The 13087-nt window shown below is 71.2% G+C and carries 11 protein-coding genes; 6 read left to right on the top strand and 5 right to left on the bottom strand.

Annotation, left to right across the window (positions count from 1 at the left end; all coding sequences use genetic code 11):
* The first annotated feature begins 527 nt into the window (after positions 1-527).
* The 5 genes from VFA06_RS22250 (at position 528) to VFA06_RS22230 (ending at position 5240) form a co-directional block, all read left to right on the top strand.
* Positions 528-1499, top strand: coding sequence for a 2-dehydropantoate 2-reductase (locus tag VFA06_RS22250; RefSeq protein WP_324842614.1), 972 nt, complete (start codon positions 528-530; stop codon positions 1497-1499).
* 119 nt (positions 1500-1618) lie between these two features.
* The gene (locus VFA06_RS22245) at positions 1619-2140 is read left to right on the top strand and encodes a hypothetical protein (RefSeq protein ID WP_324842613.1); all 522 of its coding nucleotides are present in this window, start codon (positions 1619-1621) and stop codon (positions 2138-2140) included.
* A 143-nt stretch (positions 2141-2283) separates the two neighbouring features.
* Positions 2284-3543 (top strand): sensor histidine kinase, encoded by a 1260-nt coding sequence (locus VFA06_RS22240; RefSeq protein ID WP_324842612.1) that lies wholly within the window; start codon positions 2284-2286, stop codon positions 3541-3543.
* Complete coding sequence (locus VFA06_RS22235) at positions 3540-4313, top strand: response regulator transcription factor (protein ID WP_324842611.1); 774 nt, start codon at positions 3540-3542, stop codon at positions 4311-4313. Before VFA06_RS22240 ends, VFA06_RS22235 begins: the two co-directional genes overlap by 4 nt.
* A gap of 225 nt (positions 4314-4538) precedes the next feature.
* Entirely contained in the window at positions 4539-5240 is a 702-nt protein-coding gene (locus VFA06_RS22230) for a DUF4232 domain-containing protein (RefSeq protein WP_324842610.1), read from the top strand.
* 91 nt (positions 5241-5331) lie between these two features.
* Here VFA06_RS22230 and VFA06_RS22225 read toward each other — a convergent pair whose 3' ends face one another.
* The 4 genes from VFA06_RS22225 to VFA06_RS22210 form a co-directional block, all read right to left on the bottom strand.
* Positions 5332-6039 (bottom strand): GH25 family lysozyme, encoded by a 708-nt coding sequence (locus VFA06_RS22225; protein WP_349260296.1) that lies wholly within the window; start codon positions 6037-6039, stop codon positions 5332-5334.
* A 418-nt stretch (positions 6040-6457) separates the two neighbouring features.
* Positions 6458-7909, bottom strand: a complete 1452-nt coding sequence (locus tag VFA06_RS22220) for an MFS transporter (protein WP_324842608.1) — start codon at positions 7907-7909, stop codon at positions 6458-6460.
* Between the two features lie 92 nt (positions 7910-8001).
* The gene (locus VFA06_RS22215) at positions 8002-8943 is read right to left on the bottom strand and encodes a LysR substrate-binding domain-containing protein (RefSeq protein ID WP_324842607.1); all 942 of its coding nucleotides are present in this window, start codon (positions 8941-8943) and stop codon (positions 8002-8004) included.
* Positions 8944-9025: 82 nt separating this feature from the next.
* Positions 9026-9943, bottom strand: a complete 918-nt coding sequence (locus tag VFA06_RS22210; protein WP_324842606.1) for a hypothetical protein — start codon at positions 9941-9943, stop codon at positions 9026-9028.
* Positions 9944-10270: 327 nt separating this feature from the next.
* Here VFA06_RS22210 and VFA06_RS22205 point away from each other — a divergent pair, with 327 nt between their 5' ends.
* Positions 10271-12037: an MFS transporter gene (locus tag VFA06_RS22205; RefSeq protein WP_324842605.1), complete on the top strand. Its 1767-nt coding sequence runs from the start codon at positions 10271-10273 to the stop codon at positions 12035-12037.
* A 43-nt stretch (positions 12038-12080) separates the two neighbouring features.
* On the opposite strand, the gene VFA06_RS22200 is transcribed toward VFA06_RS22205, so the two are convergent.
* Entirely contained in the window at positions 12081-13079 is a 999-nt protein-coding gene (locus VFA06_RS22200) for an NAD(P)-dependent oxidoreductase (protein WP_324842604.1), read from the bottom strand.
* Positions 13080-13087: the final 8 nt, after the last annotated feature.

Below are 13087 nucleotides of genomic sequence, written 5' to 3'. Positions count from 1 at the left end.
CTCGCGCACGGGGCCCCGCTGCAGCTGCCGGGACATGCGTACGGCTTGACCATGGCCGGCGGCTTGGCGGTCTGTCTCGCCGTCATCGTCTTGACGCTGCCGCTGCTCGGGCGGATCACGGCGTCCGACAACGCGCGGTTTGAGTAGGGGCGGCGAGTAGGCGCTGCAAAGACACCCCCGGGGGAGCAGGGGGAAGGGCGGCGGGGCCTGCCGACAGGCGGAACGGCAGGCCCCGCCTGAGCGCCGGACCGCGGCGTGGTCCGGCACCTGCTCGAGGTGCGGTGAAGCAGGGTCGCTTCGTGAAGCTGTGCTCGTTTGTGCGGCGCGGTGTGGAGTGCGACGACGTCTCGCGAAATTGTGTTGCGTGACACCAAATTCCGCAAGAGGTCATGACGAATTCGTTGCGATTCCCGCACTCGAGGCCAAGAACTCGCAGGAAGGTGCCGCGAAGCGCTCCAGGATTGTTTTCCGCTACAACGAATGAAGGCCGATCGTCGCCCGCGCACCGGACGTGGTAGGCAAGTCGCATGCGAATCTGCGTCCTGGGTGCCGGAGCGATCGGCGGATTCATCGGCGCGCGGCTGGCCGCGTCCGGCGTGCAGACCACGGCGTTGGCCCGCGGCGCCACGCTCGAAGCGCTGCGCACTCACGGCTGGCGCGTGCAGGACGGCACCGAACTGCTCACCGCGCCGGTCCACGCCTCCGACAGCCCCGCCGAGCTTGGTCCGCAGGACGTGGTCGTCATCGCCGTCAAGGCGCACTCGCTCGCGGCGGCCGCGTCGAACGCCGGTCCGCTGCTCGGCCCGGACACGATCGTGCTGACCGCGATGAACGGCGTGCCGTGGTGGTTCTTCGACGGCTTCGGCGGGCCCTGCGCGGGGCGGCGGCTGACGAGCGTCGACCCCCACGGTTCGATCGCCGCCGCGATCCCGACCGAGCGCGTGCTCGGCGCCGTGGTGCACATGAGCTGCAGCGCGCCGGAACCGGGCCTGGTCCGGCACCACCGAGGCAGCGGTCTGATCATCGGGGAACCCGGCGACCGCGACTCCGCCCGCCTGAACGACCTCGTCGCGGTGCTCAAAGGGGCGGGCCTCGACGCCACCGCCACCACTGAGATCCACAAGGAGATCTGGTACAAGCTGTGGGGCAATCTGACCGTCAACCCGGTCTCCGCCCTCACCGGCGCCACCGCGGACCTGATCCTCGACGACGACCTCGTGCGCGGCTTCTGCCACGCGGCGATGCTGGAGGCGCAGCGCATCGGCGCCGTGATCGGCTGCCCGATCGACCAGAGCCCGCAGGACCGCAGCGAGATCACCCGCAAGCTCGGCGCCTTCAAGTCCTCGATGCTCCAAGACGCCGAGGCCGGCCGCAGGCTCGAACTCGACGCGCTGGTCGGGGCGGTGCGCGAGATCGGACAGGCGGTGGACGTGCCGACGCCGTACATCGACGCGCTGCTCGGCCTCACCCGGCTCAGCGCCAGAGTCCGTGGACTGTGACGGCGTCCGCGGCCCGGCGCGCCGACCCGCGTCAACCCGAGGGTTGACGCCGCGAACCAACCTGCGGGCCAACCCTGTGGCCGACGATCCAGGGCGCTGATCGCGGCACTCTCAGAGCCATGACGACTACCGATTACCTCATCGCAGCGGCCCTGATCCTTCTCGTGATCCCGCAGATCCGCGGAATGCGCCTGACGATGCGCAGCCTCGTGCTGCCGATCGTGCTGGTCGGCGCCGCGGCCGCCTACTACCTCAAGTCGGTCCCGACGCAGGGCAACGACGTATTGCTCGACGGCCTGTGCATCGCCGCCGGTGCTCTTCTCGGCATCGGCTGCGGACTGACCACCCGGCTCGTGCGCGGATCGGACGGCGTGCTGATCGCAAAGGCCGGACTGGTCGCCGCGCTGCTGTGGATCGTCGGCATGGCCGCACGCACCGGCTTCGAATACGCGGCCACGCATGGCGGCGCGCACAGCATCGCCGACTTCAGCCGCAGCAACTCGATCACCGGTGCCGACGCCTGGACGGCCGCCCTGCTGCTCATGGCGCTGATGCAGGTGCTGTCGCGTACTGCGGTGGTGCGCCTGCGGGCCGCGCGCCTCAACAACTCCGCCCGCCGCCCGGCCCTGGCGGATGCGTGACGCGGCGCGCGCGGATGACCTCTTCGCTTGACTCGCGCCTCGCCCCGGCGGCCCGGTCCCGCACCCGCGGATCCGGGCCGCCGGCCGTTACTCCGCGGGCCCGAACTGCCGCCCCGAGCCGCAGCACACCTATTCTTCAGAGCATGACCGACTTCGCCGACCACGAGCAGCCTGCGGTCAGCCAGCGGGTGGCGGTAGCGCTGGCCGGCGTTCGCGACCGGCGCGAACGCTGGAGCAGGCGGCTTCGGCCGGTGCTCGGCGTCGTGATCGCCACCATCCTGGTCGCGACGCTGCGCGGGAAGCCGGCCCCCGGCTGGACGGGCCCGCATCTCGGCGTCACCATCGCGCTGGCCGGTTGCCTGCTGCCGATGCTCTGGGCGATCGCGCACCGGAGCTGGCCGCTCGACTCGATGCTGCGCACAGCGACGATGTCGCTGGTGATCGGGGCGTTCGGTGTCGCGCTCGCCGCGCTTCAACCGGCCGGCATCTCCGCGTTGCCCGCGTCGGTGTCCATCATGGTCGGGTTCTTCTTCCTCCCGCCGCGCCGCGCGGCACTGATCGCCGCCGTGGTGGGAGCAGGTCTGGTCGCGGCGATGCTGGCGAGCGGTTCCACCGTGCTCAACGCGGTCACCGACCTGCTGTTCTGCGGGGTGCTCGGAGTCATGGCGCTCTGCATGATCCAGGCCGGGCGCAACTCGGACCGCGCCGAACTGCTGCTGGCTCAGCTGGAGGACGCCCGCGCGGCCGAGGCGGAGGCGGCCGCGCTGGCCGAGCGCACGCGGATCGCCCAAGACCTGCACGACGTGCTCGCCCAGTCGCTCTCCGGCCTGGCCATCCAGACGGAGGCGGCGCGGCGGCTGGCGCGGCGCGGACAGAGCGGCGAGGACCTCACCGACCTGCTTGACCGCTGCGCCAAGCTGGCCAAGGAAGGCCTGACCGACGCGCGCCGAGCGGTCGGCGCGCTGCGCGGTGACGCCGTGGCCACCCTCGACCGGCTGCCGGAGTTGATCGAGCGCTACCGCGGGGACCTCGAACTCGACGCGACACTCACCGTGTCTGGCACACGCCGCGACCTGCCGGGCGAGGCCGGACTCGCGCTGTACCGCGGCGCACAGGAAGCGCTAACCAACGCGGCGCGCTACGCCCGCGGCTCGCAGACCTTGGTGACACTGCGCTACGAGCAGGACGCCACGGTGCTGACCGTCGAGGATCGGCGGACCAAAGAAGACGGCGTGGAGCCGGCCGGGTCGCAAGCCGCGTCCGGGATCGAACCCGCGCCGATCGTCTATGGTTCGGGCCTCGGCCTGGTCGGCATGCGCGAACGCCTCGCCGAGGTCGGCGGGACCGCGACGGCCGGACCCACCCGCGAGGGTTGGATCGTGCGGATGGAGATCCCGGCGTGAGCGGCACGAGCGAAGGATCCGCCGCGGCGGGCAGCGGACCGGCGGCACAGCGGCCGATCAGGGTGCTGATCGCGGACGACCAGCGGGTCGTGCGCGACGGCCTGGTGCTGCTGATCGGGACGCTCGACGGCACCGAAGTCGTGGGCGCGGCGAAGGACGGCGCCGAGGCCGTGCAGCTCGCCGAGCAACTGCGGCCGGACGTGGTCTTGATGGACCTGAACATGCCGGTGCTCGACGGGACGGCCGCGACCGCGGCGCTGCGCGAGCGAGTTCCGGACTGCGCGGTGCTCGTGCTGACGACTTACGCGGACGACGACTCGGTGTTCCCGGCGCTGCGGGCCGGGGCGCGCGGATACCTGACCAAGGACGCCGACGGAGACCAGGTCGAAACGGCGATCCGGAATGTCCACAGCGGCCGGACCTGGCTTGATCCGATCGTGCAGGAGCGGCTCGTCGCGGCGCTGCTGCCGGGCGGCCCGGCAGCAGCCACGGCGCACGACGCCGCTCCCGTCGCGGCCGGACCGGGCGCGCATTCGGCCTGTGATCCGACGGCAGAACGCGCGCTTCCCGACGGCCTGACGCCCCGTGAGGCCGAAGTACTCGCGCTGATCGCCGAGGGCCTGTCCAACGCGCAGATCTGCGCCCGACTCGTCGTCAGCCAGGCTACCGTAAAGACCCACATCAACCGGATCTTCGCCAAGATCGGCGCCCGCGACCGCGCCCAAGCCGTGCGCTACGCCTACCGCAACGACCTCGCCGGGCGCGGCTGACGGCTTGTCACCCACTGAGGCGACGCGTGTCCTCCCGATAGGGCAATCGCTCGCGCCCGAACGCACACCATCGGCCGTGTTCCCTGCTCATCGACGGTTCCCGCACCTACATTGGCAAGCGAACGGCGTCTGCGAACGGCGTGCGCGAGTTTCAACCAACGGGGCATATCGGACGTCTTTGGTCATGAAGGCTTCTGGTGCTTCGGGCGACTGAGAGGTGCGGTCATGAACAGGTTCACCCTTGCGGCATCACGCCGCGGATTCGGCGCGATCTGCCTCGTGGCGGGCGCCGTCGCGCTGTCCGCGGCCTGCTCCTCCGCCAGCACGCCCGGCCCGAGCCCCAGCGCGGTCGGCGGCTCCGGCGCGGCGAGTCCCACGCCGACCGCGAGCGCGGGCGGCGGCGCCAGTGCCGGCGCGTCAGACACGGCGCAGGCCGGCGGCGGTGCCGGCGGATCCGGCGGCGCCACCACTGCCGCGGGCGGGCACCCGGCCGGGGCGAACACGTGCCTGGTGCGTTACCTCCACGGCGACATCGGCCAGGTCGGGGCAGCCGCCGGCTCGGAGTACGTGACCATCACGTTCAAGAACCTCAACAACCAGCCGTGCACGCTCTACGGCTACCCCGGCGTCTCGGCCGGAAATGGCACCCCGGTCAACCAGGTCGGCCAGCCGGCGAACCGCAACAACGCGGTGTCGCCGACCGTTGTCACCCTCGCGCCGGGCGGCTACGCGTACACCACGCTTCAGATCGCAAACGCCCTTAACTACCCGACCGCGACCTGCAAGCCCGCCTCGACCTCGTGGCTGCTGGTCTACCCGCCGAACACCTCGAATCTGCTTTATGTCCCGTACGACACCAAGGTCTGCACGACGAGCACCGTGAACCTGAGCATCCAGGCCGTACGGCCGGGCAAGGGCGGTGCCTGACGCCGGGAAACTCCGCGCTGCCCGGCGCCAGGCCACCGCCCCGCGATCTACGACCTCTTACCCGCGGTCAACGGGCCGTCGCCGCTGCGGCTCAGCCGTTCGTGGCAAGGGCCTGCAACCGCGTGTACGCACCGTTGAAGACGTCTTGGTCGCCGGGCAGCGATCCGGATGAGGCGTACTGCCAGAACGTGTAGTAGCCCCAGCCGGCCGGCAACGGACCGCCCCCGCTGGCCGAGAAGTTCGCGATCCACAGCGGGTCGTACGCCGCGAATCCGGAGTAGTTGCCGGTACAGGTGGTCCACCAGTCGGTGGTCGAGTAGATCGGCGGGTAGGCGTGCTCACGCGCCGCGTACTCGTTCACGAAGTTCCAGATCCAGCTGACCATCGCCGAGTGCGACAGGCCGAAGCATTCGGCGCCGTACGGGTTGTACTCGATGTCGAGCGCGCCCGGCAGCGTCCTGCCGTCGGCGGACCAGCCGCCGCCGTGCCCGATGAAGTAGTCGGCCTGCGCGGACCCGGAGGAGTTGCTCGGGATCGCGAAGTGGTACGCGCCGCGGATCACGCCGTTGTTGTACGAGCCGTTGTACTGCTGAGCGAAGTACGCGTTGGTGTAGTAGGTGCCCTCGGTGGCTTTGATGTAGACGAAGTCGATGTACGGCGCGACCGACGCCCAGTTGACGTTGCCCTGATAGGCGCTGACGTCGATCCCGGGCAGCTGCGGAGTGGCGGCCGCGGAGACCGGGGCGACCCCCGCGGAGCGCTGTGCGACCGGCTCGTGCGACGGGATGGTCGATCCCATGAAGTCAGCGACCGGGTGAGTGATCTTCTCGGGATTGACCGGGGTCGGGTAGTGCGTCGGGCTGACCGGCACTCGCTGGCCGGTCACAGTGGTCGCCCAGCTGGTGCCGGCGCCCGATCCGGCGGCGGTACCTCCGCCGGCGGCCAGCGCGGCGGCCGAGGCGGCGCCCGCCCCGGTTCCGGCGACGGTCAGCAGGGCACCGAGCAGCACCGTCGTGATCAACGCGGCGTTGGTGCGGCGGGTCGCGGCGTGGGTAGGCCGCGAACGCCCAAAGCGTTCCATGGTCTTCCTCATCAGGTTGTGGGTGTAAGTCCGGGCAGATCGGACTTTTTGTCAGGATACTGCGACTGCGCGCGGCGTCGGTCAGCGCGTCGTAAAGATTCACCAAGGCTTCACTGGTGCTGTGCGCACGGTTCCGTCATCGCGTGGATCGCGCGGCGGGCGCAGGAGCCGGCGGGGACTGCGACGCGGTCTTGGCCGGCCTAAGGAACGCGGCCGATACGGCGGTGGCGACGATCAGAGCGCAGATACCGAAGACGGCGGCCGTGTCGTAGCCGGATGAGGCCGGGATACTGCGGCCGCGGGGTGTGGCCGACGTGAGGACGGTGGCGCTCAGGGCGCTGCCAAGGGCGAAGCCGGTGGAGCGCACGACCTGGTAGAAGCCGGTGGCGCTGCCGGTCTCGTGCGGTGGGACGCCGCGCACGAGCTGCAACGGGTTGGCCGCGAAGACCCAGCCGACGCCGAAGCCGGCCAGCGCCATCGCGATCCCCAGCTCCCACAGCGTGCCGCGGCCAAGCCGGAACTGCGCCATCGCCGCGACCAGCAGCACGCATCCGGCCACGACGACCGTGTCCGGCCCGCGCCGGCGCAGCAGCGCGCCGGCCGCCTTGTTCGCCGCGAAGCTCGCGAAGGAGAAGGGCACCAGCAGCGAACCGGCCACGAGCGGTGACTCGCCGAAACCGTAGCCCGCGCCGGTCGGCGTCTGCACCAGGCGAACCACCAGCGAGAGCAGCGGGTAGATCCCGACGCCGACCAAGAGCACGGATACGTTCGCGGCGAGCACGGCGCGGTGTCGCAGCAGCCGTACATCGACCAGCGGCCGCCGCGTGTTCAGCTCACGCGCGACCCAGCCGGCCAGCATCGCCACGGCCAGCGCGATGGCCGCCAGGGTGCGGATCGAGACCCAGCCCCAGGACTGGCCCTGGGAGAGCGCGAGCAGCACCGCCGCGACGCACACCGCGAGCAGCGTCGCGCCCGGCCAGTCGAGTCCGCGCGCCTCCCGGTCCGGCCCCTCGGGAAGCACCCGCGCGGCGGCGAGCAGTGCGAGCGCGGTGACCGCGGCGCCTGCCCAGAACGCCGCGGCCATGCCGAACTGCTGCGTGATGGCGCCGACGACCGGGTAGCCGACGCCGATTCCGATCGCGGTGGTCACGCCGAGCAGCGCGATCGCCGGCCTGCCGCGCTCGGCCGGCAGCTCGTCGCGCGCGGTCGCGATGGCCAGCGGCACCAGCCCGCCGCCCGCGCCCTGCAGCATCCTCCCAATTAACAGGCCCACAAAGCCGGTGGGCAGCGCGGAGAGCACGCAGCCGACGAGCGCGGCGGCGAGCGAGGCGAGGACGACGGGCCGCCGCAGCCGTCCGTCGCCGAGTCGGCCGGCGACCGGCGCCGCGATCGCACCGACCAGGAGTGAAACGGTCAGCGCCCACTGCGAGGCCGCCAGCGAGACGTGCTCGACCGCCGCGACCGTGGGCAGCAGGGGAGCGCCGAGGCTGCCGCCCGCCGCCGTCACCACCCCGAGGAAGACCAGGACCGGGACCAGCAGGCGCGGTGGTCCGGGTCGGCAGTCCGGCTCGTTCGCGGGAGCTTGCATGCCCGGAACGTAGGCCGCGCGGGTCGCCGCCGTCGAAGTCGATTCGCCGATCGTGCGCATAGGCGGCGGCTATGTGCACCGTGCATCCGCGGCTAAGAGGAATGACCGTCCGGCGCGGCGATCCGGTGGGTGACGTCCGTGGCCGGTGCCTGGTCGATGTGTTCCAGCAGAATCGCGCGGAACTCCTGCGCCGCCCGGGAGAGGCCGGCGTCGCGGCGCCAGGCGAGGCCGATCGTGCGCTGCGGAGCGGGTTCGGTCAGCCGAGTGATCGTCAGACCGGCCCGGCGCGCGGCGATCGCCGGCAGCAGGGCGAGGCCGGCTCCGCAGCGCACCAGCGCGATCACCGCGTCCAGCTCGCCGCCGTCCACGGCGATCTTGGGTTCGAATCCGGCTTGGCGGCACAGCCCGGTCGCGTGTTCGCGCAGCGCGTAACCGTGTCGCGGGAGCACCAGCGGTCTTTCATGCAAGTCGGCGGGCGTGCATACCCCGCGTTCGCCCGGCGGCAGCTGTCCGGTGCCCGAGACGATGACCAACTCCTCGCGCACCAGAGGCTCGAACGCGATCGCCGCGCTGAGGGCCGAGGGCAGCGGCAGGATGAGCAGCGCCACATCGAGCTCGCCGAGGCGCAGCCGTTCCGCCAGATCGCTCGTGCCGCTCTCCGCCAGGCAGGGCTCGATGCCGGGCCAGCGCTGCGCGAAGGCGCGCAGGACCTCGGCGAGCACGCCCTGGCACAGGCTCGGCGTCCCGCCGACGCGCACGCGGCCGCGCCGCAGCTGCGTGATCTCCTGAACCTCGCGGCGCGCGCCGTCCAGGTCCGCGAGCACCCGCCGCGCCACCGGAAGCAGCGCGGCCCCGGCCTCGGTGAGAGTCACCCCGCCGCGGGCGCGCACGAACAGCGCCGCGCCGAGCTCCCGCTCCAGCGACCTGATCTGTTGCGACAGCGACGGCTGGGCAACGTGGAGATTGCGCGCCGCCCGGGTGAAGTGCCGGGTCTCGGCCACTTCCAGGACGTAGCGGAGCTGAGTCAGCTGCACCCTTTCACGATAGAGCAGCGATAGGCGTCGCCTATGGGATCACGCACCCACATCGCCAACAGCAATGGCCGGCGGCCGGCCGTCAGCGCCCGGTGCCGACGTTCGCGATGAACATGCGGACCTGCGCGCGGCTGCGCAGCCCGTTGGGCGACTGCGGCCGGAACCACGCGAACTGCGGAAAGCGGCCGTCGGCGCCGCGCACCGGGTCGACCTGGAGCACCCCCGAGACGATCGGCGCCTCACCCGCGCGGAAGGTGATCGGCGACCAGAGGTACATCAGGCACGCCTCCTCCGCCCGCCGCACGCTCGATTCGTCCTCCACCTCGACGCCCACCCGCCGCACGACCTCGGCGGCGTCGTCGCGCAGTCGCGCCAGGACCGGGCCGAACTGCACGTTGACGGTCGGGCCGCCCGCAGCCGACAACCAGCCGTCCGGGCCGAGCCGGAAGGGTGTGTAAACAGTCTCTGTTTCCTGATGTTCCTGTGCATATGCCGCCGCCAGGTCCTGATTGGAGGGGAAGAGGTACCAGAGGTCGCCGGGCATGAACCCGAGCGGCACCCCGGCCATCTGCACCAGCCACTCGTTCAGCGCGCCGGCGAGCGTGGGCGCCAGATCCCGGCCGACCTCCCCCCGGCTGATCGAGTGTTCCGGATGGGTGTGCGCGAGCGGCTCGAGTCCGCGCAGCGACGGGTGGCTCCAGTCGACCAGGTTCGGGCCGCCGAGTATCAGATAGCAGTCCCCGTACGCGCGATCGCGGCCGAGACCCCACTCGTGCCGGCGCGTGTCATAGGGACGCCGGGCGACGACGCCCGACTCGATCAACGCGCTCTGATCCCCGACGGCCAGTCTGCTGAGCACCGCGTGCCCCTGAGCCGCACTGTGCAGACGCGCGACGATCCGCGGTGCGCCGTCCACCGCGCGGGCCGGATCCGTCAGCTCCACCGCAGCCCAGCGGCGCGCCCCGCCCGGCGGCTCGTGCCGCGAGTTGTACTGGAACATCGGGCCGCCTCCAAGGTCGGTAGGTCCCCGCGGCCGCCGACCGGCCGCCGCGCTCTGCTGCGCCGCACCAACAAGAGGCGCGGCACGTCGCCGGTGATACACGCGGAGCGCGGCTGGTGGCCGAGTCGTGATGGGAGATTCGACGCGGCTGGCCTGACCCACGGTGAGGAGCACCACGCCGCTGGTAGCGATCCCCGACAGCGCCAGCTGCGCCAACTCCAGGCCGCGCAACACCAGGTTGCGCGAGCTGGCTTCCCTTTAGCCGGGGAGAGTACTTAGGTTACTTTTGCTAAGTAAATTGGGCCGGGTGAGAAAGGGCGGGCGCGGATGACGACGGGAACCCAGGGAGACACGGCCAAGGGCACGGCGGCCAGGCAGCGCGGCCGCTGGGTGAGCGCCCACCATCCGCGCTACAAGTGGATCGCCCTGTCCAACACCACGCTCGGCATGCTGATCGCGACGATCAACAGCTCCATCGTGCTGATCTCCCTGCCGGCCATCTTCAACGGCATCCGGCTCGACCCGCTGCGGCCCGGCAACGTCAGCTACCTGCTGTGGATGCTGATGGGCTACATGCTGGTCTCCGCGGTGCTCGTAGTCGCCCTGGGCCGGCTCGGCGACATCTGGGGCCGGGTGCGCATCTACAACGCCGGCTTCCTGATCTTCGCCGTGACCTCGGTCATCCTGTCACTCGACCCGATGCACGGCGGCGCGGGCGCGCTCTGGCTGATCCTGTGGCGCATCGCGCAGGCGGTCGGCGGGTCGATGCTGATGGCGAACTCGGCCGCGATCATCACCGACGCCTTCCCGGCCGCACAGCGCGGCATGGCGCTGGGGGTGAACATGGTCGCGGGCATCGCCGGATCCTTCATCGGCCTGGTGCTCGGCGGCGCGCTGGCGGAATGGGACTGGCGCTCCATCTTCTGGGTCAACGTGCCCATCGGGATCATCGGCACCTACTGGGCGTACCGGTCGCTGCACGAGACCGGCATCCGCAAGGCCGCCCGCATCGACTGGTGGGGCAACCTGACCTTCGCGGTCGGCCTGACCGCGCTGCTGGCCGGGATCACCTACGGCATCCAGCCCTACGGCGGCCACACCATGGGCTGGACCAACCCGTGGGTCATCGCCGGACTGGTGGGCGGCGTGGTGCTGCTCGCGGTGTTCTGCCTGATCGAGATGCGCGTGCCGGAGCCGATGTTCCCGCTGCGCCTGTTCCGCAACGCGGCCTTCACCGGCGGCAACGCGGCGGCGCTGCTCGGCTCGATCGGCCGCGGCGGCATGCAGTTCATGCTGATCATCTGGCTGCAGGGCATCTGGCTGCCGCTGCACGGCTACGACTATGCGCAGACCCCGCTGTGGGCGGGGATCTACCTGCTGCCGCTGACCGTCGGATTCCTCGCCGCGGGGCCGATATCCGGGCACCTGTCCGACCTGTTCGGCGCGCGGCTGTTCGCCGCCGGCGGCCTCACCGTGATGGCGGCCTCGTTCGCCGGCCTGCTGCTGTTGCCCACCAACTTCGGCTACCTGTGGTTCGCCGCGCTGGTCTTTCTCAACGGGCTCGGCGGCGGCCTGTTCGCCGCCCCGAACACCTCGATCATCATGTCGAACGTGCCGGCCGAGGCGCGCGGCGCGGCCTCCGGGATGCGCGCGACCTTCCAGAACGCCGGCATGGTGCTTTCGATCGGAATCTTCTTCTCGCTCATGGTCGCGGGGCTGGCCGGCTCCCTGCCGCACACGCTCACCAGCGGGCTGACCGCCCAGGGGGTGCCGCTCGCCGACGCGCGGACCGTGGCCGCGCTGCCGCCGGTCGGCACCCTGTTCGCCGCCTTCCTCGGCTACAACCCGATCCAGGAGCTGCTCGGCCCGCACGTGCTCGGCCAACTGCCGGCCGCGAACGCGCACACGCTGACCGGCCGTCAGTTCTTCCCGAATCTCATCTCAGGCCCCTTCCACACCGGCCTGGTCGTGGTCTTCTCGCTGGCCATCGCCATGTGCCTGATCGCCGCCGGAACCTGCCTGATCCGCAACAAGCCCGAGGCCGAGGAAGACCTCGTACCGGTGCCGGCACCGACGCCGGGATCAGGACGGTAGCTGGCGCGGGACGGTAGCAAGAGCGGGACGGTAGTGGGCCGGATCAGCGATCGTGGCCGGCACGCAGCCAATCGACGTAGTCGGCCACGGCGCGTTGCGTGTCGTAGGCGGGCTCGTAGCCGGCGTCCTGCCGAACGCGGGTGATGTCGAGGTAGAAGTCCCGGGCCGGTCCATGCGGATTGCGCCCTTCGGGCAGCTCTATGCGCGAGCCCGGGACGACCTCGGCGAGCGCGTCGGCGAGTTGCTGGTATGTCGTGGCGCGGCCGCCACCGACGTTGTACGTGCGGTGGTTGAGCCGCGGCGCCAGCTGCAACAGCGCGAGAGCGCGCCCGCAGTCCCTCGCGTAGCAGAGGTCGAGGCTGTCCTGCGCGTGTGCGGGGGAGTAGAGCTCTGAGAAGTCCGGCGCGGTGCCGCGAACGGCCGCGTGCACGAGCTGGGGCGCGCCGAAGAAGCGAGAAACCGGTCGTCCGAGCGGACCCCAGATCCCTGCGACGCGCGCGTTGTAGACCTCGAGTCCCGTGGCTCCCGCGACGTAATCGGCCAGCAGTTCACCGATCTTCTTGGACGCGGGGATGGCGTGGCCGGCGGTCGGCGGCAGCGGCATGTCCTCACGCATCGCCACTGCCACGCCACTCGCCGCCGAGTCCTCGGGCAGCGGCACGCCACCGTAAACGCCGATCGTGCTGGCCACCCCGACGCGCGCCACGCCCCAGTCGCGCGCCGCTTGCAGGACGTTCAGCAGGCCATTGACCGTGGCGCGCGCGTCCTCGATCGGATTCGCACTCGGCGGCCAGCCGCCTGCCGCGAGATGCACCACTCCCGTGATCTCGTGCCGCGCACCCACCTTGAGCAGCGACGACAGGTCGGTCACGTCGCCCTGCTCGATGAACGCGCGGCTGCCGATCTCGGAGGCGATCAGGTCCGACACGTCCGCGTCGGCGACGGCGCGCCGCCCGAGCAGGACGCAAGATTGGCCGAGATCAAGCAGGGCGCGGGCGGTGTGCGTGCCGATGAAGCCGAGTCCACCCGTGACGAGGATCATTCCGCCCC

Origin of the sequence: Actinocrinis sp. (genome assembly GCF_035653575.1) — a bacterium.
GTDB lineage: Bacteria > Actinomycetota > Actinomycetes > Streptomycetales > Catenulisporaceae > Actinocrinis.
The sequence above is the reverse complement of the archived record's forward strand: the minus strand, read 5'-3'. Positions and strand labels throughout refer to the sequence as shown.